Source organism: Pseudomonas sp. XWY-1 (assembly GCF_002953115.1).
Lineage (GTDB): Bacteria > Pseudomonadota > Gammaproteobacteria > Pseudomonadales > Pseudomonadaceae > Aquipseudomonas > Aquipseudomonas alloputida.
The window spans coordinates 3,917,423-3,941,542 of record NZ_CP026332.1; the positions used below are offsets into that span (position 1 = coordinate 3,917,423).

The following is a 24,120-nucleotide window of genomic DNA, read 5'->3' on the forward strand; positions in this document are numbered from 1 at the left end:
TGCCTTAGCGGTTGAAGCGCTCCACCAGGGCGCGCAATCCGGCGCACACGTGTTCCAGTTCGGTACCGCGCGAGGCGGCGGCGTTGGCGCTATGGGCGCTGTGCTGGGCAATACCGGCTACGCCGTTGATCTGCCGCGAAACGTCTTCTGCCACCGCCGACTGCTGCTGCGAGGCGGTGGCCATCTGCTGGCTCATATCGCTGATGCGCTGTACCGCGTCACGAATGCCATGCAGCGCCTGCCGGGCTTCCTGCACCTGGGCAACGCCCTGCTCGGCACCGTCGATGCCTCGGCTGGCGATCGCCACGGCTTCCTCGGCGCCACTGCGCAGGGCATCGATGATGGCCTGGATGTGCAGGGTGGACTGGCGGGTCTTGTCGGCCAGTGCCCGCACCTCGTCGGCGACCACGGCAAAGCCCCGGCCCTGCTCGCCCGCACGGGCAGCCTCGATGGCGGCGTTAAGGGCCAGCAGGTTGGTTTGCTCGGCAATGCCGCGGATCATCCCGGCGGCCTCGGCGATGGCGCCGGTCTGACCCGCCAGGTGGCTGACCGCCTGGTTGATCTGCGTCACGGTGCTGGCCAGGTTACGAATGGCCGCACCGCTGGCATCGGCCACCTGGCTACCTTGCTCGGCCAGCAGGTGCGCCGTGTGTGCCTCGGCGGCGGTCAACTGCACGTGGTTGGCCACTTCGCCAATGGAGGCGGCCATCTGGTTCATTGCAGTGGCGCTCAGGTCGGTTTCGGCACGCTGCTCCAGCAATGCCGCCTCGGTGCTGCGCGACAACTGCCCGGCATCGCGAGCGGCCACGGCCATTTGCCCGGCCAGATCGCTTAGCCGGGTCAAGGCGGTTTTCAGGCGTGCCTCTTCGCTGATCAGCATCAGTTGCAACTGCCCGGCAGCACCCGACAGGTCGCTGTAGGTCAAGGCTGCAATCGGGTCGGCGAAGGCACCGTCGGCACCCTGCACAATCTGCTGCAGCTGCCGCCCGAGGGCATTGCGCGCCCACAGGCCGCAGGCCACGAACAGCCCCAGGGTCACCCCCTGCCCCACCAGGCCAGGCCACAGCTGGTTGGCCCCCACTGCCAGCAGCCCACCGGCCAGTGGCAAGGCCAAGGCCTGCGTCAGCAAGCTCAGCCGGCGCGGCGCCGACAATGCCGCCTGGCCGTTGCGCAGCCGCGCATACAGGGCTTCGGCACGGGCTACTTGCTCGCGCGTAGGGCATACGCGCACCGACTCGTAACCCACTACCCGTCCACCTTCGAGGATGGGCGTGACGTAGGCATTGACCCAGTAGTAGTCGCCGTTACGGCAGCGGTTCTTGACGATACCCATCCAGCTCTTGCCGGCTTTCAGGTAGCGCCACATCAACTCGTACACCGCCGGCGGCATATCCGGGTGGCGCACCAGGTTGTGCGGGCTGCCGATCAGTTCGGCCTCGCTGTAGCCACTGATGGCGGCAAACTCTGGGTTGCAGTAGGTGATCAGGCTGGCGGTATCGGTAGCAGAAATCAGCCGCTGATGGGGGGGAAAACGTTGCTCGACCGGGGTTACCGGCAAGTTGAGGCGCACGATGAGACTCCATTCAATGACAAGCCGGCACCCAGTTCATCGACGGCCATCGGAACCGAATCATGAGGATCCGTTCCAATGGGCAAAAGCGCTTCCTGCCGTTACGGCACGAGGCCGAACGGTACAAGGAAGGTGACGATGACTGACCGGTCAAGCCATGAATTCTACGAAATTCATCACATAAATAAAACAAAGGTGATCGATCATGGCGTTGCGCCACATTGATAGATATCGTTAAGTTCTTGATTCTAAATGGGAATTAAGCGATGACGAGATCAGCTTTGGGTATCGCCCTGCGCCGCTACCGCAAGCTGGCGGGCCTGACCCAGGCACAACTGGCCGAACGGACCGGCTTCGACCCCAAGACCATCAGCCGTTTCGAAACCAGCACCTACACCCCCAGCATCGATGCAATCATGGCGTTTGCCCAGGTGCTGGGCGTCAAGACCAAGGACTTCTTCGCTGAACCGGACGACGAAGAGGAGCAGCGCGCCTACCTGTTCGGCGTCATCCACAACGCCCCACCCAAAGATCTTGGCAAGCTGATTGCAGCAGTGGACCAGGCACTGGCCAAGCCCTGAGCTATTTCACGCGCCCCCTTTCACGGCACGCACCGAACTAGAGCATGGCAGGCCGGATTGCCCCACAACTGGTCAGACCGGTAAGGCCAAAAAACCTTGCAATCAGGGATTTTTCGCGCTTTTATGGCCTCGCGCTGAACAAACCGGTAAGACCACAATAATTAAGTCCTGCGCTCTTTCGCCCCGTGCGGCTACCGAAGCAAGGACACCGATCAGAGACTCCTCCCATGCTCAAATGGTGCTCGCGTTCGATTTTCCTGCAAGTCGTACTCGGCCTTGCCCTCGGCATCGCCTGCGGTCTGAGCTTCCCCGACCTCTCCCTGCAACTCAAACCCCTCGGCGACGGCTTCATCAAGCTGATCAAGATGCTCATCGGCCTGATCGTGTTCTGCGTGGTGGTCAGCGGCATTTCGGGTGCGGGTGACCTGAAAAAGGTCGGGCGCATCGGCCTGAAGTCGGTGATCTACTTCGAAGTGCTGACTACCCTGGCGCTGGTGATCGGCCTGGTGTTCGCCTTCACCAGTGGCATTGGCAGCGGTGCCAACATTCACCTCGATCAACTGTCCGCCGCCGATGCCAACGGCTTGGCCGAGCGCGGCCAGCACATCCATGGCGCCACGGCATTCTTCATGGACCTGATCCCCACCTCGGTGATCGGTGCCTTCGCCGACAACAACATTCTTCAGGTGCTGCTGTTCTCGGTGCTGTTCGGCAGCGCCCTGAACCTGGTGGGTGACTCAGCCGCCGGCATTTCGCGACTGATCAACGAACTGAGCCATGTGATCTTCCGCATCATGGGCATGATCGTGCGCCTGGCGCCAATCGGCGTGTTCGGTGCCATCGCCTTCACCACCAGCAAGTACGGCCTGGCGTCGCTGCAGCACCTGGGCGGGCTGGTGGCGCTGTTCTACCTCACCTGTGCCGGCTTCGTGCTGATCGTGCTGGGCACCGTCATGCGCCTGTCGGGCCTGAAACTGCTGCCGTTGATCAAGTACCTGCGCGAAGAGCTGACCATCGTCCTGGGCACCGCCTCTTCCGACGCCGTGCTGCCACAGATCATGCGCAAGCTTGAGCACCTGGGCATCGGCAGTTCCACGGTCGGCCTGGTGATCCCTACCGGCTACTCGTTCAACCTCGATGGTTTTTCCATCTACCTCACCCTGGCAATCGTGTTCATCGCCAACGCCACCGGCACGCCACTGGAAATGACCGACCTGCTGACCATCCTGCTGGTGTCGTTGGTGACTTCCAAGGGGGCTCACGGCATCCCAGGCTCGGCACTGGTGATTCTTGCCGCCACCCTGACTGCGGTACCGGCGATTCCCGTGGTAGGCCTGGTACTGGTGCTGGCGGTGGACTGGTTCATGGGTATCGGCCGGGCGTTGACCAACCTGATCGGCAACTGCGTGGCCACCGTGGCCATCGCCCGTTGGGAGAAGGACATTGACCTGGAACGTGCGCAGAACGTGCTCGACGGCAAGCCTGGCTTTGCCCCCACGCCACGCAAGCAACCCAACGCCCATCAACAGGAATTCTGAGCGAACGTGGCCGGCATGACGCCGGCCCTTCCAGGAGCGAACCGTGATCAGCTCATCAACCGTCGTCAACTCAGTGGTGGAAAAACTCCGCCAGGCCCTGGCCCGCGGCCAATGGCGCACCGGCGACATGCTGCCAGGCCAGCGCGAACTGGCCGAACAACTGGGCATCAGCCGCCCCAGCCTGCGCGAAGCGGTAACCGTGCTGGAAACACTGGGCCTGGTGCGCTCGTTACCCGGCAAGGGCGTGTTGGTGCTCGATGCCGATGCCCAGCCGTCGGGCGTGGAAACCAGTGCTGCGGCCAGCCTGGCCGACGTGCTGGAACTGCGCTACACACTCGAACCGTTCATCGTCGGCCTGGTGGCGCAGTCGGCCAACAGCCAGGACATCGGCCAGTTGCGCCTGACCCTGATGGACATGCGCGAAGCGCTGGAGGCCGATGACAGCGAGGCCGGGGTCAAAGCCTACATTGCCTTCCATGAAGCGCTGTTCGCCCTGACCACCAACCCGATTTTCCAGAGCGTGGTGCAGCAGACCGGCAATGCCCTGAAGCAAAGCGCCGACATGCTGCGCAACTCGCCCGAGCACCTGGCCGCGCGGCTGAAGGAAAACGAAGCGGTGGTGCGCGCCATTCGCGAACGCAGCAGCGCCCAGGCCAGTGCCCAGATGCGTCAGCACATCGTGGCCGAAGGGCTGCGCATGGGCATCGCGCTGAATATCCCGGACGAACATCCGCATCCATGACCTCAGGAGAGTGCCCATGAACGCCGTCCCCCACTTGCCTACCCTGCTCGCGGCCGGCGAAACCCGCCTGTCGGCCGAGCAGATTTATCCGCGGCTGTTCGACGCCATTCTCGAACAGCGCCTGCCGCCGGGCAGTCTGTTGCCCGAACAGGCGCTGGGCCATGCCTTTGGTGTCAGCCGCACGGTGATCCGCCGTGTGCTCGGGCGCCTGTCCGACCAGCAGGTGGTAGTCCAGCGCCCCAGCCACACCGCGCATCTGGCTGCGCCTGACCCGGACCAGGCACGTCAGGTGCTCAGTGCCCGGCGTCTGGCCGAAACCACGCTGATCACCCTGGCCGCGCAACGCGCCCGGCCGGCGCAGGTACGCCAGTTACGGCAACTGGTAGAGCGCGAGCGCCAGCACCATGAGCGTGGCGAACGCTGCGCGGCGATCCGCCTGGGCGGCGAGTTCCATCTGAAACTGGCGCAGGTGGCGGCCAATGCGCCACTGGCGCGATTTCTCAATGGACTGGTGCCGATGACCTCGCTGATCATCGCTCGCTACGAATCGCCTTGCTGCGATCACTGCGCGTGGGAAGAGCATGCGGCAATCATCGATGCCGTGGAGCAAGGTGATGCCGAAGCGGCCCTGGAGTTGATGCACAGGCACCTTGACCGACTGGAAGAAAAGCTGGACCTGGAATAACCCGACCAGGCTGACGCGATCGCTCTGACGCAGGCCGCGCTCACGCAACCATTTGCAGCGCTGCTGAGCGGGCGATGGGCTGCAAAGCAGCCCCAACAACCCCACCCTATACTTCGAGAACCCCCCCAGCCTCTACCAGGGAGGCGGTCGCGTGAGTTCTCGAGTCCTCCTGTTGCTCTGCCTTCTGCTGGCCCTCGGCGGTTGTGCGAGCAAGCGCCCCCCTGCCCCGCCGCCGCCCACAATACTCACCCCCGCGGCCTGGCAACGCATCGACCAGGAACTGATCGATGCCTCGGTCGGTGCCGCCGGCTCGGCCAACGACTATGCCCGGCGCTCCATGCGGGTGTGGAAGGAGCAGGTGCAACAACGCACCGAGCGCGACTTCATCCCCTGGTTCACGGGTTACTGGACCCAGCAGTGGCTGACCCTCAAGGTGGCCTGGTACAAGCTCGACAGTGGCGAGGGTCGGGAACCGGCAGAAAAACGCCTGGCCCTGTACCTGCAGGAGCAGTATCGCGCGCGGGTGATCGAGCCGGTAGCCGAGCAGATCAACCCCGAGGACATCCGCGACCGCGCCTGCGAACTGTACCTGCAACTGCTCGGCCAGCAACTGCCGGCGATCATCAGCCGGTACAACGCGCCGCCCGAGCAGTTCAGCCAGCGCCTCAACCGTATCCCCGCCATCGCCCTGGGGCCACCGGATGCGCGCAATGCCAGCCTGTATCAGCTGCTGCGGGCCAAGTCACTGGACCAGCAGCCGGCCTGGCAAGCCATGCGCCAGCACTTGCATCAGCAGGCCAGCAAAGGCCCTGGCCGGACCGATGTCGGGCTCAACTCGGTGGCCACCCAGGCCAGCGAAAAGCTTGGCGCCACCCTGGCCCCACGCGGTATCGCCAGTGCCGTGGCATCGGCAGTGGGCAAGGTGGCAGGGGCGATGATTTCGATTGCTGCAGCCGGTTACGGGGTGATGACCCATGACCGTGACCACCCGCAGATGGTCGAACAACTGCGGGTGATCCTGAACGTGGCGTTGAACCAGGAATGGCAGGAGTTGATGGAGAACCGCCAGAGCGGGGCCATGGCGGGGGTTTATTACCTGTCGGGGCAGGTTGAGGACAGCTTGCTGGCCAGTGCGCCGCGGCCGGTGGAGCAGCAGGTCGAGCAGCAGCAGGCGCCTTTGATCATTCGCCTGCCACCTTAGTGGCGGCCTGTGCCGGCGTTTTCGCAGCGCAAGGCTGTATCAAGCTGTGGCCAGGGCAGAACGTGGCAGGCCAAACACACGATCAAACGCCCAGTTGTAGGCAAAGGTGTAGCACGGCACCAGGATGATGAACGCCATATCCACCAGCAGCGCCTCCAGCAATGTCATGTCCAGCCACCAGGCAATCAGCGGAATCAAGTACACCACCAGGGTCAACTGGAAGCCGATGGCATGCACCACCCGCCGCGCCACGCTGCGCCCACGCTTGGCCTGGCGGCTCTCCCAGTACTCGAACAGGGTGTTGTAGATCAGGTTCCAGAGCATGGCGATGGTGGTGATCATCACCGCCAGCGGCCCGGTATGCGACGCCTGCGTATCTGACAGGTAGGCCAGCCCGAGGGTCGACATGCACAGCCCGATCAGTTCATAGAAAGTCACGTAGACCAACTTGCGTTTCAATCCCTGCACCCGGGGTTACCTCCAAAGACAAAAAGCGATGGGGGCGATCATGCTTCAACGCACTTGACAGCAAAAGTCAGCAGCTGTCAGATCAACTGACAGGAGGCTGCCATGAACTTTTCCAGCGACAACATCCAGCTGTTTCTGGCCGTGCTCGACCACGGTTCGTTTTCTGCCGCAGCGCGCGCCCTCAAGCGGGTGCCTTCAGCCGTGAGCATGGCCATTGGCAACCTTGAAGCAGAACTTGGCTACAGCCTGTTCGAACGTGGCCCGCGTGAAGTTCGCCCAACCGCACAGGCCTTGGCCCTGGAGCCACACGCCAGGCTGATTGCCGAACAACTGGGGCTGCTGCAGGTTCATGCCCTGGAGCTGTCCCAAGGGCTGGAGAGCAGCCTGACCCTGGCAGTGGTACCCGACATCGATCACCGCCCGCTGCTGGCGGCCATCGCCAACCTAGGTAAGCGCCACCCGTTGCTGGACATTGCCCTGCTCAGCGCCCCGCAGGAAGAAGCCCTGCACTTGCTGGACAGCGGCCGTGCCGACCTCTGCGTAGCCTTTGCCGGCCTGCAGGTCGATGCCCGCCGCGGCTTCCAGCACATCGGCATGGAGACTCTGGTAGCCACCCTGTCGCCGGCCCACCCGGCCTTGCGTGAGGGGCGTATCCACGACCTCGAGGATCTGACCCAGGTGCGTCAGATTCTGGTGCGCAGCCGCGACCTGCCACTGGCGGACCCTCGCCCACTGATCGGTGCAACACACTGGTCCACCGACAGTTTCGATCTGGCTTTGCAAATGGTTGAAGCTGGCTTGGGCTGGGGCGATCTGCCGTTGTCGCGGGTCGCCCCGCTGCTGGCCAGCGGGCGTCTGGTGCGCCTGGAATTCCGCAATACACGCAACGAATTGCAACTGCCCGTGCATATCCTGTGGCGCAAACAACAGCCGCTGCAGCAGGCTGCACGCCTGCTGATCGAGCAGCTGGCTGACCCGTGACTGCCGTCCGTCGAAACGTCTGTAAGAATTTTCCCTAAGCACTTCAATCTTTTACCCCTCAAGCCGATATCTCGGTCGATAGGCCCCGCATCGCGTCATGAGCGCGCTGCGCCCTCCCCTCATTGGCTCAAGGTCTCGAAACATGAACCTGAAATTTCGCCACAAGATCCTGCTCAGCGCCTGCGGCGTCGTGGTATTGGCATTTGCCCTGTTCACGCTCTACAACGACTACCTGCAACGCAATACCATCCGCCAGAATATCGAAGCCTCGGTGCAGCAGTCCGGTGCACTGACCGCCAGCAGTGTGCAGAACTGGATGAGCGGGCGCATTCTGGTGCTGGAGAACCTGGCCCAGGACATCGGCCAGCAAGGCGCCGGCGACACCTTGGCAGGGCTGATCGAGCAGCCGTCCTACACGCGTAATTTCCTGTTCACCTACCTGGGCCAGGCCAACGGCGAATTTACCCAGCGCCCGGATGCCCAGATGCCCGCCGGTTACGACCCGCGCCAGCGCCCTTGGTATGGCGCCGCCGCCAACGCCGGGCAGACCGTGCTGACCGCCCCGTACCAGGGGGCAGTCGGTGGCCTGATGGTGACCATCGCCACGCCGGTGAAGAGCAAGCGCAATGGCGAACTGATCGGTGTGGTCGGCGGTGACGTTACCCTCGACACCCTCGTCGAGATCATCAACTCGGTCGACTTCGGCGGCATCGGTCACGCCTTCCTGGCCGACGCCAATGGCCAGGTGATCGTCAGCCCCAATAAAGACCAGGTGATGAAGAACCTCAAGGACATCTACCCAGGCAGCAACCTGCGGGTTGCCGCCGGCATGCAGGATGTCACCCTCAACGGCCAGGATCGCATCATCTCGTTCGCCCCGGTGGCCGGCCTGCCTTCGGCGCAGTGGTACATCGGGCTGTCGATCGACAGGGACAAGGCCTATGCCGCGCTCAGCCAGTTCCGCACCTCGGCGATCATTGCCATGCTGATTGCCGTGGCCGCCATCGCCGGCCTGCTCGGCCTGCTGATTCCGGTGCTGATGAGCCCGCTGACCACCATGGGCCGCGCCATGCGCGACATCGCCGAGGGTGAAGGTGACCTTACCCGCCGCCTGGCCGTGCAGAACAAGGACGAGTTCGGCGAACTGGCTACCTCGTTCAACCGCTTTGTCGAGCGTATCCATGCCTCGATCAGCGAAGTGTCCTCGGCCACCCGCCTGGTGCATGACCTTTCGGAGAAAGTGGTCAGCGCGTCCAATGCGTCGATCATCGGGTCTGAAGAACAGAGCATGCGCACCAACAGCGTCGCTGCGGCCATCAACGAACTGGGCGCCGCCACCCAGGAAATCGCCCGCAACGCCGCGGATGCTTCACAACATGCCAGCGGTGCCAGCGAACAGGCGCACGGTGGCCGTGAAGTGGTTGAAGAAGCCATCAGCGCCATGACTGCCCTGTCGCAACGGATCAGCGAGTCGTGCGCGCAGATCGAAACGCTCAACGCCAGCACCGACGAAATCGGCAAGATCCTCGACGTGATCAAGGGCATTTCTCAGCAGACCAACCTGCTGGCACTGAACGCCGCCATCGAAGCGGCCCGTGCCGGTGAAGCCGGCCGTGGCTTTGCCGTGGTGGCCGACGAGGTGCGCAACCTGGCGCACCGTACCCAGGAGTCGGCGGAAGAAATCCACCGCATGATCACCAGCCTGCAGGTGGGCTCGCGCGAAGCGGTGCACACCATGAACACCAGCCAGGTTTCCAGCGAGCAGACCGTGCAGGTGGCCAACCAGGCCGGCGAACGCCTGGCCAGCGTGACCCAGCGCATTGGCGAAATCGATGGCATGAACCAGTCGGTGGCGACAGCGACCGAAGAACAGACCGCCGTGGTCGAGAGCCTCAACCTGGACATCACCCAGATCAACGCCCTGAACCAGCAGGGGGTGGAGAACCTCAACGAGACACTGCGTCATTGCGACCAGCTGGCCCAGCAGGCTGGGCGTTTGAAGCAGTTGGTGGGCAGCTTCCGGATTTAAACGCCGGGTTCAGGCGGCAACGGCCTATGCCTGTTGTCGCCTGTACCAGCCCCTTATGCAGCCACCGCCTTCGCAGCCCTGCCCCGCCGTAGCCAGGCCAGCAATACCGCCGTCATCAGCACAAAGCCCAGGTAACCGAAGAACGGGTACACCTCACCCACCAGGCTGATGAACCCCACCAGGCTACAGCCGAGCGCCACCACCCCGGTCACCACCGAGCCCCAGCGGAACTTCGTCGTGCCCGCCGGCAACAGCCGCGAGAGGAAGGAAAACAGCGTGCCCACCGCGGTGTTGACGATCATGCCGAAGATGATCAGGCACATCACCAGCCCCAGCAGTGGTGACACTTCGTTGGCAATCGACAGCATCGGCATCGGCTGGTCGGCCACACTGTCCAGGCGCGACAGCAGCCCGGCACTCATCACCAGCATCAGGCCGCCTAGCGCCGCGCCACCGAGCAGGCCTCCCCACACCGCGGCTTTCTCACCCTTGGCCGAACCGCCCAGAATAGCCAGGATCGGCGCACCCGCGACGATGTTATACGACACATACAAGAACGCCCCCAGCAGCCAATGGCGGGTGCCGGCCTGTTGCTGGCTGGCCACCTGATCGAGCGCAGCAAAGCTCTGCTCGCGGGTGATCACGGCATACAGCGCTATCGCCGAAGCCACCAGGATCAGCAAGGGTGTGATGGCGCCAATTGCAAGCATCATCTTGCGCACGTCCAGGCACACGATACCGACCACCACCAGCGTCACCAGCACGCTGCCGGTCAGGGCCGGGATGCCGAACTGCTGCTCCAGCAATGCACCACCGCCGGCCAGCATGACCACGGTGACGGCGAACATGAAAAAGGTGATCAACCAGTCGACGAACATGCCCAGGTGACGGCCGCAGATGGCCAGGATCACATCCTTGTGCGAGGTGGCCTGTTGGCGATTGCCCAGCCCCGCCAGCGCCATGCCGAGGAAGGTGAACAAGGCGGCGCTGACCAACGCGCCAGCCAACCCCCACACGCCGAAATCGACAAAGAACAACAACAGTTCCCGCCCTGAAGCGAACCCCGCCCCCACGATCACGCCGACAAATGCGCCGGCGATCTTCAGCTGCTCTTGCATGTGAACCTCTGGATTTATTGTTGTTTTGTCATCGCCGTCGCATACCGGTCGTAGGGGCGGCCTTGCAGCCCATCGCGACACAAGGCCGCCTCTACACGGGCTCTTTGCCCGGTCAGGCGTCGCCGACGAACGCCTGCACTTCGATCTCCACATCCACGCCCAGGGCCAACGCCGAAGCCACGGTGGAACGCACCGGTAGCGCCGCGCCGAAGAACGCCTTGTACACCTCGTTGAAGCCGGCGAAATGGCGCATGTCCGACAGCCAGACCGTGACCTTCACCACCTGGTCGAAACGCGCGCCACAGGCCGCCAGGCTTTCGGCGATACGCTCGCAGGCAGCACGGGTCTGGGTCTGGATATCACCGCGCACCACTTCGCCGCCGGCGCTCATCGGCACCTGCCCGGAGAGGAACAGAAAGCCACCGGCCTTTACCGCGCGGGAAAACGGGAACGGCAAGCTGCTGGGGAAACGCTGAATGTCATTGCTCATGGGATGCTCCTTTCAGGGTTGCTGGAAACGGGCCGGGGACAGGCGCTCGGGCGCCACGCCCTGGCTGACAAGGCTGGCACACAACGGCTGGCCCAGTAGCAGGTCGGCGGCCAGGCGCGAGGCGCCCGCTGCCGACTGGATGCCATAGCCCCCCTGGGCCGCCAGCCAGAAAAACGCGGGGGCATGCGCATCGAAACCGATCACCAGGTCGCCGTCGGCAACGAACGAACGCAACCCGGCCCAGGTGTGGCTCGGGCGGCGGATCGCCAGGGTGGTCATGGCTTCAATGTTGTAAATACCCAAGGCCACGTCGAACTCCTCGGGCGCGGCATCCTGTGGCTCAACCGGGTCGGCATTGGCTGGCGACCCCAACAGTTGGCCGGCATCAGGCTTGAAGTAGAAGCTTTCATCGACGCCAATCACCGCAGGCCAGCGAGTAAAGTCCTGCTCTGCCGGACCTGGGAAGGTGAAGGCGCTACGACGGCACGGTTGCAAACCGATGCCCGCCACCCCGCACTGCTCGGCCACACGGTCCGCCCAGGCACCTGCAGCATTGACCAGACATCGGGCCTGCAGGCGGCTGCCATCAGCCAACTCCACCTGCCACACGTCGTCCAGGTACCAGGCCTGGATCAGCTCGGCGTTGCAGCGCAGTTCACCGCCGGCAGTGCGATATCCACGCAAGAAGCCTTGGTGCAAGGCATGTACGTCAAGGTCCATCGCACCTGGCTCAAGCACCGCGCCGGCCAGGGTTTCGCCACGCAGGCTGGGTATCAGTGCCAAGGCCGCGTCCCGGTCCAACAGGCTGACTTCTGTGCCATTGGCCAGGTTCTGCGCGTAAGTTTGCTCAAGCAGTTCCCGCTGCTCCAGGCTGGCCACATACAGACAGCCTCGCGGCTCCAGCAGCGGGTGCTCGCAGAAGCCCTGCGGTGGCGCTTCGTAGAAGGCCCGGCTGGCGCGGGTCAGTGCCTGGATCTGTGGGGTGCCGTAAGCCTCCATGAACATGGCCGCCGAACGCCCGGTGGAATGGTAGCCAGGCTGCGATTCACGCTCGACCAGCAGCACACGCTGCTGGCCGGCCAGGCGGTAGCCCAGCGAGGCGCCGGCGATGCCAGCACCGATGATCAGGGTGTCGTAGGTCGGGGTCATGCACGCTCCTGCCAGGCAAATTATCATTTATGAGAATTCTAATATATGAGAATTTAGAAATGCGCAAGGGTCCAAGGTAAGATGCCCGACCACCGCCGCATGCCGAGATCCCTGAATGCCCGCAGCTCTACCCCAGCTTGACCGTGCCGTCGTCGGCCAGCGCCTGCGCCAGGTGCGCAAGGCGCGCCAGATGACCCTCAAGCAACTGTCCGAAGCCAGTGGCGTGCCGCTGTCCACGTTGTCGAAGATGGAACTGGCACAGGTGTCGGTCAGCTATGAAAAACTGGCCGCTGCTGCGCGGGCTCTGAATGTCGATATTGCCCAGCTGTTCCGCGCCAGCGGCACGGTCAGCGCCCCGGTGCCGGTGACCGTGGTGGTCGACTCACTGCCCGCAGCGGCGGGTTATTCGACCGGCACCTACGACTATTATCCGATTGCCGGGGATTTCCCCGCACGACGCATGACACCGGCCTATGCCCGCATCATTGCCCGGGAACGCGGCCAGTTCGACGATTTTATCCGCCACCCCGGGCAAGAGTTCGCGCTGGTGCTGAGCGGGCGCGTGCGCATCGAGTTCGAGACCGGAGAAGCGGTCAGCATCGGGCCGCAGGAGACTGCGTATTTCGACAGCCAGGTGGGGCACATCTACCTGTCAGAAAGCGATGACGGTGGTGATGCCCATGTCATGGTGGTGATGACCGATCGTTGATCCGCTGCGCCTGCCAAGGAAAGGCTGGTTATAACCTAATAACGAACAAGTCTATTTGGCTATAAAAAAATCTATATGCTGACTGGCATCCGATAACGGGCAAAGTTGGGCAGTCGAGTAGCGTATGGATGTAGGTTCTTTCGGTTTCACCATTGCTGGCCTGGTCGTGGGCTTCATCGTCGGTATGACCGGCGTCGGTGGCGGCTCGCTGATGACCCCGATCCTTTTGTGGTTTGGCATCCACCCGGCGACCGCTGTCGGCACCGACCTGCTGTATGCAGCGATCACCAAGGCCAGTGGCGTCTGGGTGCATGCGCGCAACAAGAACATCGACTGGAAGATCACCGGCCTGCTCAGCCTGGGCAGCGTGCCCGCAGCGGCGCTGACCCTGTGGTTCCTCAGCACCCTGCACACCGATACCTCGGCGCTCAACGCCATCATCAAGCAAGGCCTGGCGGTGGTGCTGATCCTGACCGCCCTGGCCATCCTGTTCAAATCGCGCCTGCAGGCCTTCGCCAGCCGCCATGCCGGTGATCACTACCACCTCAGCGACCGCAGCCTGAACATCCTCACAGTGCTGACCGGCGTGGTGCTTGGAATAATGGTCACCCTCACCTCCATCGGTGCTGGCGCCCTGGGTACGGTGGCGCTGTTCCTGCTGTACCCGTTCCTGGTCACCCGTCGCCTGGTCGGTACCGAAATTGCCCACGCCGTGCCACTGACCTTGGTAGCGGGCCTGGGCCACGCGGGCATGGGCAACATGGATTGGTCGCTGCTGGGCTACCTGCTGCTGGGCTCGCTGCCAGGCATCTACCTGGGTAGCCACCTCACCGGGCGGATCTCCGACCGCGTGCTGCGCCCTTGCCTGGCAGCCATGCTGCTGATGATCGGTTACAAGCTGGCGTTCTGAGCCTTAGCCCAGGCGCAACCGCCACTGCCCGGTAAAGCTCAGTTGCAGACGTGACAGCGGCAGCACGTCGATTCGCTGCCCGGCACTCATCGGGCACCCAAGCACCTGTACCAGCATGGCGCGTATGACCATCGGGTGGGTCACCGCCAGCCAGTCACCCGGCTTGTCGAAGGCCGCCAGCCAGGCGGCCAGGCGCTGGCATAGCGCAGCGAACGACTCGCCACCATGCACGGCACTGGCCGGATCCTGCAGCCATTCGGCCAACGCCTGCGGTTGCTCGGCTTGTAGCTGCTTCAACGACACACCTTGCCAGCGCCCAAGGTCGCAGTCGGCCAAACCTGGCTCGATCTGTACTGCCCCCGTTAACCACGCTGCCGTCTCGCAAGCCCGCCGCTCTGGCGCACTCAGCAGTTGCACGCCTGAACGGTCGGCGTCTGACTGACGGGCTAGCGGCAGGATGCCGTCATCCGTATGGTGCAGGCGCCCGTTCTTCTGGGCCTGGGTCAGGGCATGGCAGATCAGGGTCAGGCGGATGGCTTTCACCAGGCATTTCTCGCAGCGGGCTGGGGTGCATGGTTTAGCACGCTGCGAGACGTTTGGCTGCAACAATGTCGTCGGCCATGCGCGACCCGATTGAACCGCGATTGGGCCGCAGGGCGGCCCTTGGGATCAGAAGTTGATATTCAGCGCAGCAAACACCGCCCTGCCCGGCTGGTTATACGTGTTTGCCCCCGAGCTGCTGGCGTTACCGCCGCGCAGGATCTGCTTGTCGAAGACGTTGTTCACGCCTACCCGCACGTCGTAGTTGGCATTGAACTTGTACCCGGCACTCACGTCCACCAGGCCATAGGCCTCGACGTCCTGCTGGGCGGTCTTGTCGTAGTCCTGCTGGGTGCGGTAATCGTAGGTCGGCGATTTCTGCTTGCCGAAGTATGTACCCGCCAGCTGGAATGACAGTTGCTCGGTGGCGCGCCAGTCGAGGCTGGTGTTGACGGTGTATTCCGGGATCACCGACAGCGGCTCGCCCGTTTCGCGATTATCGTTATCGAGCATCCAGGTCAGGTTGGTGTTCCAGTCCAGGGTCGGGGCCAACTCGATGAAGAAGTTGCCTTCGACACCTTCCACCCGCGCCTTGCCAGCGTTGTCCCACTGCGTCACGCGGCTGCCGGTACCTATGGTGTAAAGCACATCGGTATCACCGATGATCTTGTTCTTGTAGTCGTTGCGGAAGTAGGTGGCACTGGTGCGCCAGGTACCACGGTCGTACAGCAGGCCGATTTCCTTGTTGACGCTGATCTCGGGCTTGAGGTCGGCGTTGCCCTGCAGGTAACAGCCACCATTGTTGGTCTGTTGCACGCTGCAGCCATTACCGCGGCTGTACAGCAGGTAGTTGGGGTTGGACTGGTACAGGTTCGGAACCTTGTAGGCACGGGCGATGCCGCCTTTTACCGACAGCGCTTCGGTGAGCTTGTGCGACAGGTTCAGGCTGGGGCTGAAGTTGTCACCGAAGGTTTCGTGGTGGTCGAAACGCAGGCCCGGCGTAAGGGTGGTGTCGCCAACGATGATGTTGTCTTCGACAAACAGCGCATAGCTGCGTGCGGTCATCTTCGAGCTGCTGCGATCGAAGCCGACAAGGCCGTCATTGTTGGTGGGGTCGGAGCTTTGCGGGCGCAACGAACCTTGGTCGTTTAGGGTTTCGTACAGGTACTCGCCGCCCAAGGTAAGCACATGTTCTGTGCTGCCCATGGCGAACGGCAGGTTCACCTCACTGCTCAGGCGTGTGTTGCGCAAACGTGACATGGCCCCACCTTCGTTGCTTGGGGCACCTTCGGTGCGGCCAGCCAAGCCCTCGTTAAGCCGCCAGTTGCGTACGTATTCGTAGGCCAGCGTGGTCTTGCTGGTACCCCAGGTGAAATCACCGAGGTGGGTCAGGTCATAAGTACTGCGCTGCATCACGTTGGTTTCGTGGCCGTAGAGGCTGGAGACGAAGTCGACATCTCCGCCGCCGTTGCTGTTCATGGTGTCGCCGGCAAAAATGTTGCCCTGACGGCTGTAGCCGGCACTGGCTTCGAGGCGGTGCTCGTCGTTCAGTTTCCAGCTCAGCAGGCCGTTGATGTCCTTGTTGCGAACGCCTTCCCGCCCCGCTACCAGGGCGCTGGTGGCATGCCCGGCGTTGATGTCCAGATCGTCGGCGTCAGTCTTGGCCAGGCCGCCGTACAGGCGGAAACCCAGGTTATCGGTCAGGCCGCCACCGAGGTTGAAGTTGGCTCGGCGGCTGGCGCCCTCTGCGCTGTCTTCCGGCAGCTGCGTGTACAGGCTGACGCTGCCTTTCAGCTCGTCGGAAGGGCGCTTGGTGATGATGTTGACCACCCCGCCCATGGCGCCGGAGCCATAGCGTGCGGCGGCCGGGCCACGCAAGATCTCGATGCGCTCGACCGCTTCGGCCGGCACCCAGTTGGTTTCACCCCGAGTATCACGGTCACCGTTCCAGCCATAGCGTACGGCGTTGCGCGCGCTGGATGGCTTGCCGTCGATGAGGATCAAGGTGTTTTCCGGGCCCATGCCGCGCAGGTCGATCTGCCGGTTGTTTCCGCGTGCCCCACTGGCACTGTTGCCGGTCAGGTTAACCCCAGGCTCGCGGCGGATGATGTCGGACAGGTCATTGGCTGGCGGGTGGCGCTTGATGTCTTCGGCCGTGATGATCGACGTGCCCAGGGCCTGTCGCGCCTCGCGCTCGGCGGTGATCAGGGTGTCCTGGATCACCAGAGCGTTGTCGGCGACGGGCACTTCCAGTACCTCACCCGCACGCCGCTCCTCGGACTCTGCTGCGGTCGCCAGCATGGACGGCGATGCCAGCGCAACGAACGCCAGGGCCAGGCTGTTGGGTGAAGTTCTGCACTGCATGGGTACATCTCCTGCGATTCATGAGCGAAAAGGCACATCCCTGTCGGAAACCGGGAGCCCTCGCCCACCGGCCCCACACTCAGTTTGGCGGCCAACAGGGGTGGTAAATATAGAGAATCGTAAATGCGAGTAAATCTTATTTACGAAGTTTACATGTTTGTAACTGAACTTTGCTGAACCGTGATCTTTGGCACAGCGAAGCTTGTGAGCCACGCCGGACTGCCCCCTAAATTTGATAAGCCTTCGCGGTCGCGTGTAGGAGCGGGTTTACCCGCGAAACGGGCGAAGACACTCTCTGACGGAATAACCACCCCTGCATTTATGGAAAGTTTCGTCATCTCCACAGGCTGTTGCTGCTATCCACCTATCCAGTTTGCATCCTGTGTGCAGGCATCTACAGTTTCGACGTACAACGCTGCGGAGAGACCAGATGCGTGGCGATGACAACAGCTGCGCGAACACTGCCAAAAGCCCGCCGAAGATGCCCCGCAGTATCTGGGCGCTGGGCTTCGTGTCGATGTTGATGGACATTTCCTCGGAGATGATCCACGCCCTACTGCCCCTGTACATGGTCAGTGTGCTCGGCGCTTCGGTGATAGCGGTGGGGCTTATCGAAGGAATCGCCGAGTCGACCGCATCGTTCACCAAGGTGTTCTCTGGTGCTCTCAGCGACCGACTGGGTAAACGCAAGCTGCTGACAGTCCTCGGCTACGGCCTCAGTGCGCTGATGAAGCCGGTATTTCCCATGGCTCCCGGACTTGAGTGGCTGACTGCGGCACGCTTCGTCGACCGCGTCGGCAAAGGTATTCGGGGGGCACCACGCGATGCGCTGGTGGCCGATGTTACGCCGGTCGAGCTGCGCGGCGCGGCGTTCGGCCTGCGTCAGGCGCTCGATACCATAGGCGCTATCCTCGGGCCATTGCTGGCGATCGTATTGATGTGGTTGACAGCGAGCCATTTCCAGACCGTGTTCTGGGTAGCTATTATCCCGGCGTTCGTGGCGGTGTATATCCTAATTGCCTTCGTTCACGAACCTGCGGCCCCAGCGATGGGGCATCCGGTGCGCTCACCGTTGGCACTGCACGAGCTGCGGCGCCTCGGGCCGGTCTATTGGCGCCTGATCGGTCTGGCCACGTTGTTCACCCTCGCCCGTTTCAGCGAGGCGTTCTTGCTGCTGCGGGCTCAGAACATAGGCCTGACACCGCTATGGGCGCCGGCGGTACTGGTATTGATGGCGATGGCCTACTCACTGTCGGCCTACCCTGCCGGCGTGTTGTCGGACCGAGTGGGGCGCCGTGGCGTGCTGATGGCCGGGCTAGGCCTGCTGATCACTGCCGACCTGCTGCTGGCCCTGTTGCCAGGATGGGTCGGGCTTGCCTTTGGGGTAACGGCCTGGGGCCTGCACCTGGGCTTCAGCCAGGGCATTTTCTCTGCCATGATCGCCGACAGCGCCCCCGCCAACTTGCGCGGTACCGCCTTCGGCCTGTTCAACCTGCTGACCGGTGCGGCGCTGCTGATAGCCAGCGTGGTAGCCGGATTGCTGTGGGAGCGTGCAGGGTTCCAGGCCACCTTCCTGGTGGGTGCGGGTTTTGCCGTCACCACCCTTGCAGGACTGACGCTGCTGCGCTGAACCTGGCTAGCCTGGCGGTTCACGGCTGCGGCGTACGCAGGTTGAACAGTTCCATCGAGATGCTGGATGGCGATCTCCCCCTCAAGCCGAACTAGGCCAGCGCAGCCTCCTGCTCCAGCAACGACCAACCGCCATGTCCATCCACCTCAAGCCGGTGAGTATGGAACGCTGCCAGTGTGCTGCGGTGGCCGACACTGACCAGCAATGCACTCGGCATCTCCGAACGCAACAACGCATACAGGGCATGCTCGAGCCCTTCATCCATCGCCGAGGTGGACTCGTCGAGGAACACCACCTGTGGCCGGTTGAACAGCACCCGGGCGAACGCCAGGCGTTGCTGCTCGCCCACCGAGAGGATGTGTGACCAGTCACAGCTTACGTCCAGACGCTCGGCGAGGTGGGCCAGGTTGACCTGGCGCAATGCCTGCTGCATGAGCAGTTCATCCTTGGGGTTGCTGGCTGCCGGGTAGGCAATGACGGTACGCAAGTCACCCAGCGGCAGGTACGGCCGTTGCGACAGGAACAGTGCCTGATGGCCCGTTGGCCGCCTGACCTTGCCTTCGGCATACGGCCAAAGGCCCGCCAGGGCACGCAGCAGCGTGGTTTTACCACTGCCCGATGGCCCTTTGATCAACAACGCCTGGCCGGCATGCAGGCTCAGGTCCAGGTCGGCGATAAGGGCATGTCCGTCCGGGCGCAGCACCTGCAATCCCGCGATCTGCAGCGCATGCGCCTGGTCTTCGGTGGTGACGCGCGGCAACGCACTTGCCTGCTGGTTGGCATCGAGAAAGCCGGTGAGACGGTCAAGGGTCGCGCGGTACTGCGCGAACGCATCGTACGACTCACGGAAGAACGACAGAGAATCCTGCACCTGCCCAAAGGCCTGGGAAGTTTGCATAACGTCGCCCAGCTTGATCGCCCCACTGAAGAAGCGCGGCGCCTGAAGAATGAACGGAAACACAACAGCAACCTGACTGACACCCAAGTTGAAGCCACTGAACTTCAGGTTCCGGTACACCAATGCCCAGACATTCACGATCAAGGCAGCAAAACGGCCGAGCAACGTGCCCCGCTCGACTTGCGCACCTTGGTAGAAGGCAATGTTCTCGGCGTTCTCACGCAGGCGCATCAACGCGTAACGGAAGTTGGCGGTGAGTTTCTCGTTGAGGAAGTTAAGCCGGATCAGTGGGCGCCCGAGGCGGAAGGCGACCCAGGTGGCGACGATGACATACAGGTAAACGGCAAATACCATCGCCCGAGGGATCTCCACGCCGGCCACCGTCAACGGTGCTGACAGCCCCCAGAGGATGCCGGTGAACGCCACCAGTGAAACCAGCGCACTGACTGCGCCCAAGGCAAGGCTGACTGAGTTGGTGACGAAAGCGTTAACGTCGAGTTCGATACGCTGGTCAGGGTTGTCCACTGGCTCGGCAAGGAACTGGCCACGGTAATAGGCATCGCCCTGCATCCAGTCGTGGGTCAGGCGCTCGGTCAGCCAGACCCGCCACTTGATACTGAATGCCTGGCTGACATAGAAGGTGAACAGCGAGCGCAGCACATGGATGGTGGCCAGTACCGCGAAGACGCCGAGCAGGTACCAGAACGCCGCCTGGTCAAGGCCCTGCAAGGCGCTGTAGAAGCCGTTGTACCAAAACGAAAACAGCACGTTCAGGCGAACCGAAAACAGCGTCAGGACCAGCAGCAGGGCAAACACCAGCAACGGCCGCCAACTGCGCCTGAAACTGAAATAGGGCCCGGCAAGCTGCCAGAACTGGCTGCCCCAGCGTGTAAAACGCACGGCCAGAGTTGCGGCTGCAGTGAAGCTGACAAGGGTGATGAACGAGGCGATTGCCAGCCAGCTTAGGCTCTCTTGCAGGGCCTGATGCCAGTTCATTTCCATGGTAAGTATCCGTGCTGAGTATTTCCGCGAGCGTAGCATTACGCTGTCATTCGTCAGGTATAAATGACGCACATTTCATGATTTGTAGGAGCGGGTTTACCCGCGAATGGGCCGCGCCTGCGGGCCAATTTCCACCCGCCGTTCACCGTTGCCGCGGCCACCGTATTCGCGGGTAAACCCGCTCCTACACAGATTGGTGGTAGACACACATCGGGGGGTGGACACAGGCCGCTGTAGGAGCGGGTTTACCCGCGAACACCGGCGAAGCCGGTGCCATCTCCGCTCTCGAGCAGGTCCAGTTTTTTGCCCACAAAGACAAAACCCCTACCTGCATGCGCAGATAGGGGTTTTGCGAAATGAATCTTGACGATGACCTACTCTCACATGGGGAAACCCCACACTACCATCGGCGATGCATCGTTTCACTACTGAGTTCGGGATGGGATCAGGTGGTTCCAATGCTCTATGGTCGTCAAGAAATTCTGTTGCCAGAATGTCCAGATGGACAGCCCAGCGAATCCGGATATGCGATATTTGTGGTCTTACGAATTTTCGGGTCTTTCGTCTTCACCACCGCAATCTGCGTCAGCAAATTGCTTGGGTGTTATATGGTCAAGCCTCACGGGCAATTAGTATTGGTTAGCTCAACGCCTCACAGCGCTTACACACCCAACCTATCAACGTCGTAGTCTTCGACGGCCCTTTAGGGGATTCAAGATCCCAGTGAGATCTCATCTTGAGGCAAGTTTCCCGCTTAGATGCTTTCAGCGGTTATCTCTTCCGAACATAGCTACCCGGCAATGCCACTGGCGTGACAACCGGAACACCAGAGGTTCGTCCACTCCGGTCCTCTCGTACTAGGAGCAGCCCCTCTCAAATCTCAAACGTCCACGGCAGATAGGGACCGAACTGTCTCACGACGTTCTAAACCCAGCTCGCGTACCACTTTAAATGGCGAACAGCCATACCCTTGGGACCGGCTTCAGCCCCAGGATGTGATGAGCCGACATCGAGGTGCCAAACACCGCCGTCGATATGAACTCTTGGGCGGTATCAGCCTGTTATCCCCGGAGTACCTTTTATCCGTTGAGCGATGGCCCTTCCATACAGAACCACCGGATCACTAAGACCTACTTTCGTACCTGCTCGACGTGTTTGTCTCGCAGTCAAGCGCGCTTTTGCCTTTATACTCTACGACCGATTTCCGACCGGTCTGAGCGCACCTTCGTACTCCTCCGTTACTCTTTGGGAGGAGACCGCCCCAGTCAAACTACCCACCATACACTGTCCTCGATCCGGATGACGGACCTGAGTTAGAACCTCAAAGTTGCCAGGGTGGTATTTCAAGGATGGCTCCATGAGAACTGGCGTCCCCACTTCAAAGCCTCCCACCTATCCTACACAAGCAAATTCAAAGTCCAGTGCAAAGCTATAGTAAAGGTTCACGGGGTCTTTCCGTCTAGCCGCGGATACACTGCATCTTCACAGCGATTTCAATTTCACTGAGTCTCGGGTGGAGACAGCGCCGCCATCGTTACGCCATTCGTGCAGGTCGGAACTTACCCGACAAGGAATTTCGCTACCTTAGGACCGTTATAGTTACGGCCGCCGTTTACCGGGGCTTCGATCAAGAGCTTCGCTTGCGCTAACCCCATCAATTAACCTTCCGGCACCGGGCAGGCGTCACACCCTATACGTCCACTTTCGTGTTTGCAGAGTGCTGTGTTTTTAATAAACAGTCGCAGCGGCCTGGTATCTTCGACCGGCATGGGCTTACGGAGCAAGTCCTTCACCCTCGCCGGCGCACCTTCTCCCGAAGTTACGGTGCCATTTTGCCTAGTTCCTTCACCCGAGTTCTCTCAAGCGCCTTGGTATTCTCTACCTAACCACCTGTGTCGGTTTGGGGTACGGTTCCCAGTTATCTGAAGCTTAGGAGCTTTTCTTGGAAGCATGGTATCAACCACTTCGTCGCCTAAAGGCAACTCGTCATCAGCTCTCGGCCTTGAAATCCCGGATTTGCCTAAGATTTCAGCCTACCACCTTAAACCTGGACAACCAACGCCAGGCTGGCCTAACCTTCTCCGTCCCTCCATCGCAATAACTGGAAGTACAGGAATATTAACCTGTTTTCCATCGACTACGCTTTTCAGCCTCGCCTTAGGGACCGACTAACCCTGCGTCGATTAACGTTGCGCAGGAAACCTTGGTCTTTCGGCGTGCGAGTTTTTCACTCGCATTGTCGTTACTCATGTCAGCATTCGCACTTCTGATACCTCCAGCAAGCTTCTCAACTCACCTTCACAGGCTTACAGAACGCTCCTCTACCGCATCATCGTAAGATGATACCCGTAGCTTCGGTGCATGGTTTGAGCCCCGTTACATCTTCCGCGCAGGCCGACTCGACTAGTGAGCTATTACGCTTTCTTTAAAGGGTGGCTGCTTCTAAGCCAACCTCCTAGCTGTCTAAGCCTTCCCACATCGTTTCCCACTTAACCATGACTTTGGGACCTTAGCTGACGGTCTGGGTTGTTTCCCTTTTCACGACGGACGTTAGCACCCGCCGTGTGTCTCCCATGCTCGGCACTTGTAGGTATTCGGAGTTTGCATCGGTTTGGTAAGTCGGGATGACCCCCTAGCCGAAACAGTGCTCTACCCCCTACAGTGATACATGAGGCGCTACCTAAATAGCTTTCGAGGAGAACCAGCTATCTCCGAGCTTGATTAGCCTTTCACTCCGATCCACAGGTCATCCGCTAACTTTTCAACGGTAGTCGGTTCGGTCCTCCAGTCAGTGTTACCTAACCTTCAACCTGCCCATGGATAGATCGCCCGGTTTCGGGTCTATACCCAGCGACTAAACGCCCTATTAAGACTCGCTTTCGCTACGCCTCCCCTATTCGGTTAAGCTCGCCACTGAATATAAGTCGCTGACCCATTATACAAAAGGTACGCAGTCACCTAACAAAGTAGGCTCCCACTGCTTGTACGCATACGGTTTCAGGTTCTATTTCACTCCCCTCTCCGGGGTTCTTTTCGCCTTTCCCTCACGGTACTGGTTCACTATCGGTCAGTCAGTAGTATTTAGCCTTGGAGGATGGTCCCCCCATATTCAGACAAAGTTTCTCGTGCTCCGTCCTACTCGATTTCATTGACAAGAGATTTTCGTGTACGGGGCTATCACCCACTATGGCCGCGCTTTCCAGAGCGTTCCACTAATCTCAAATCAACTTAAGGGCTGGTCCCCGTTCGCTCGCCACTACTAAGGGAATCTCGGTTGATTTCTTTTCCTCAGGGTACTTAGATGTTTCAGTTCCCCTGGTTCGCCTCTTGCACCTATGTATTCAGTACAAGATAACCAGCTTATGCTGGCTGGGTTCCCCCATTCAGAGATCTCTGGATCACAGTCTGTTTGCCGACTCCCCAAAGCTTATCGCAGGCTACCACGTCTTTCATCGCCTCTGACTGCCAAGGCATCCACCGTATGCGCTTCTTCACTTGACCATATAACCCCAAGC

General features: G+C 61.3%; 17 protein-coding genes, 2 rRNA genes and 3 pseudogenes. 11 read left to right on the forward strand and 11 right to left on the reverse strand.

Translation table 11 applies throughout. The features are described 5' to 3' along the window. Positions 1-4: 4 nt before the first annotated feature. Together PRJ_RS30715 and PRJ_RS30720 are read right to left on the reverse strand one after the other, a co-directional pair. Positions 5-880 carry a methyl-accepting chemotaxis protein gene (locus tag PRJ_RS30715; protein WP_371264237.1) on the reverse strand — a complete coding sequence of 292 codons (876 nt, stop codon included), beginning with the start codon at positions 878-880 and terminating at the stop codon, positions 5-7. A gap of 360 nt (positions 881-1,240) precedes the next feature. Then, positions 1,241-1,570, reverse strand: a pseudogene (locus PRJ_RS30720) (PAS domain-containing protein); the annotation flags it as partial. Between the two features lie 266 nt (positions 1,571-1,836). Here PRJ_RS30720 and PRJ_RS18180 point away from each other — a divergent pair. From PRJ_RS18180 to PRJ_RS18200, 5 genes are all read left to right on the forward strand, one after another. Further along, positions 1,837-2,151 carry a helix-turn-helix domain-containing protein gene (locus tag PRJ_RS18180; RefSeq protein WP_010953232.1) on the forward strand — a complete coding sequence of 105 codons (315 nt, stop codon included), beginning with the start codon at positions 1,837-1,839 and terminating at the stop codon, positions 2,149-2,151. Between the two features lie 227 nt (positions 2,152-2,378). Further along, the gene (locus tag PRJ_RS18185) at positions 2,379-3,689 is read left to right on the forward strand and encodes a C4-dicarboxylate transporter DctA (protein ID WP_012053078.1); all 1,311 of its coding nucleotides are present in this window, start codon (positions 2,379-2,381) and stop codon (positions 3,687-3,689) included. Between the two features lie 43 nt (positions 3,690-3,732). Then, positions 3,733-4,431 carry a FadR/GntR family transcriptional regulator gene (locus tag PRJ_RS18190; protein ID WP_010953230.1) on the forward strand — a complete coding sequence of 233 codons (699 nt, stop codon included), beginning with the start codon at positions 3,733-3,735 and terminating at the stop codon, positions 4,429-4,431. Between the two features lie 16 nt (positions 4,432-4,447). Further along, positions 4,448-5,116 carry a GntR family transcriptional regulator gene (locus tag PRJ_RS18195; RefSeq protein WP_010953229.1) on the forward strand — a complete coding sequence of 223 codons (669 nt, stop codon included), beginning with the start codon at positions 4,448-4,450 and terminating at the stop codon, positions 5,114-5,116. A gap of 151 nt (positions 5,117-5,267) precedes the next feature. After that, on the forward strand, positions 5,268-6,317 hold the full coding sequence (locus tag PRJ_RS18200) for a hypothetical protein (RefSeq protein ID WP_104962152.1): 1,050 nt from the start codon (positions 5,268-5,270) through the stop codon (positions 6,315-6,317). Between the two features lie 39 nt (positions 6,318-6,356). Here the strand turns inward: PRJ_RS18200 and PRJ_RS18205 are convergent, their stop codons facing one another. Beyond that, entirely contained in the window at positions 6,357-6,785 is a 429-nt protein-coding gene (locus tag PRJ_RS18205; RefSeq protein WP_014591695.1) for a PACE efflux transporter, read from the reverse strand. Positions 6,786-6,887: 102 nt separating this feature from the next. Here PRJ_RS18205 and PRJ_RS18210 point away from each other — a divergent pair, with 102 nt between their 5' ends. The 3 genes and pseudogenes from PRJ_RS18210 to mcpA (PRJ_RS30730) form a co-directional block, all read left to right on the forward strand. Further along, complete coding sequence (locus PRJ_RS18210; RefSeq protein WP_104962153.1) at positions 6,888-7,766, forward strand: LysR family transcriptional regulator; 879 nt, start codon at positions 6,888-6,890, stop codon at positions 7,764-7,766. Positions 7,767-7,908: 142 nt separating this feature from the next. Next, positions 7,909-8,940 (forward strand): annotated as a pseudogene (gene mcpA, locus PRJ_RS30725) (methyl-accepting chemotaxis protein McpA); the annotation flags it as partial. A 258-nt stretch (positions 8,941-9,198) separates the two neighbouring features. Further along, positions 9,199-9,795, forward strand: a pseudogene (gene mcpA, locus PRJ_RS30730) (methyl-accepting chemotaxis protein McpA); the annotation flags it as partial. Between the two features lie 53 nt (positions 9,796-9,848). Here mcpA (PRJ_RS30730) and PRJ_RS18220 read toward each other — a convergent pair. The 3 genes from PRJ_RS18220 to PRJ_RS18230 all read right to left on the reverse strand — a co-directional run bounded on the left by PRJ_RS18220 (position 9,849) and on the right by PRJ_RS18230 (position 12,552). Further along, positions 9,849-10,913 (reverse strand): hypothetical protein, encoded by a 1,065-nt coding sequence (locus tag PRJ_RS18220; RefSeq protein ID WP_104962155.1) that lies wholly within the window; start codon positions 10,911-10,913, stop codon positions 9,849-9,851. A gap of 112 nt (positions 10,914-11,025) precedes the next feature. Beyond that, positions 11,026-11,403 carry a RidA family protein gene (locus tag PRJ_RS18225; protein WP_010953223.1) on the reverse strand — a complete coding sequence of 126 codons (378 nt, stop codon included), beginning with the start codon at positions 11,401-11,403 and terminating at the stop codon, positions 11,026-11,028. Between the two features lie 12 nt (positions 11,404-11,415). Further along, positions 11,416-12,552, reverse strand: a complete 1,137-nt coding sequence (locus PRJ_RS18230) for an FAD-binding oxidoreductase (RefSeq protein ID WP_104962156.1) — start codon at positions 12,550-12,552, stop codon at positions 11,416-11,418. A 115-nt stretch (positions 12,553-12,667) separates the two neighbouring features. On the opposite strand from PRJ_RS18230, the gene PRJ_RS18235 reads away from it, so the two are divergent. Together PRJ_RS18235 and PRJ_RS18240 are read left to right on the forward strand one after the other, a co-directional pair. After that, the gene (locus PRJ_RS18235; RefSeq protein WP_010953221.1) at positions 12,668-13,261 is read left to right on the forward strand and encodes a helix-turn-helix domain-containing protein; all 594 of its coding nucleotides are present in this window, start codon (positions 12,668-12,670) and stop codon (positions 13,259-13,261) included. A 124-nt stretch (positions 13,262-13,385) separates the two neighbouring features. Then, entirely contained in the window at positions 13,386-14,171 is a 786-nt protein-coding gene (locus tag PRJ_RS18240) for a sulfite exporter TauE/SafE family protein (protein ID WP_104962157.1), read from the forward strand. Positions 14,172-14,174: 3 nt separating this feature from the next. On the opposite strand, the gene PRJ_RS18245 is transcribed toward PRJ_RS18240, so the two are convergent. Both PRJ_RS18245 and PRJ_RS18250 read right to left on the reverse strand, forming a co-directional pair. Then, entirely contained in the window at positions 14,175-14,714 is a 540-nt protein-coding gene (locus tag PRJ_RS18245; protein WP_104962158.1) for a histidine phosphatase family protein, read from the reverse strand. Positions 14,715-14,840: 126 nt separating this feature from the next. Next, on the reverse strand, positions 14,841-17,075 hold the full coding sequence (locus PRJ_RS18250) for a TonB-dependent siderophore receptor (protein WP_104962159.1): 2,235 nt from the start codon (positions 17,073-17,075) through the stop codon (positions 14,841-14,843). 430 nt (positions 17,076-17,505) lie between these two features. Between PRJ_RS18250 and PRJ_RS18255 the strand changes: the two genes are divergently transcribed. After that, positions 17,506-18,705: an MFS transporter gene (locus PRJ_RS18255; protein WP_104962160.1), complete on the forward strand. Its 1,200-nt coding sequence runs from the start codon at positions 17,506-17,508 to the stop codon at positions 18,703-18,705. A 91-nt stretch (positions 18,706-18,796) separates the two neighbouring features. On the opposite strand, the gene PRJ_RS18260 is transcribed toward PRJ_RS18255, so the two are convergent. The 3 genes from PRJ_RS18260 to PRJ_RS18270 form a co-directional block, all read right to left on the reverse strand. Next, positions 18,797-20,605, reverse strand: coding sequence for an ABC transporter ATP-binding protein/permease (locus PRJ_RS18260; RefSeq protein WP_064491543.1), 1,809 nt, complete (start codon positions 20,603-20,605; stop codon positions 18,797-18,799). Positions 20,606-20,966: 361 nt separating this feature from the next. Then, positions 20,967-21,082 (reverse strand): 5S ribosomal RNA (gene rrf / locus PRJ_RS18265). Between the two features lie 131 nt (positions 21,083-21,213). Continuing rightward, positions 21,214-24,106, reverse strand: a 23S ribosomal RNA gene (locus PRJ_RS18270). Positions 24,107-24,120: the final 14 nt, after the last annotated feature.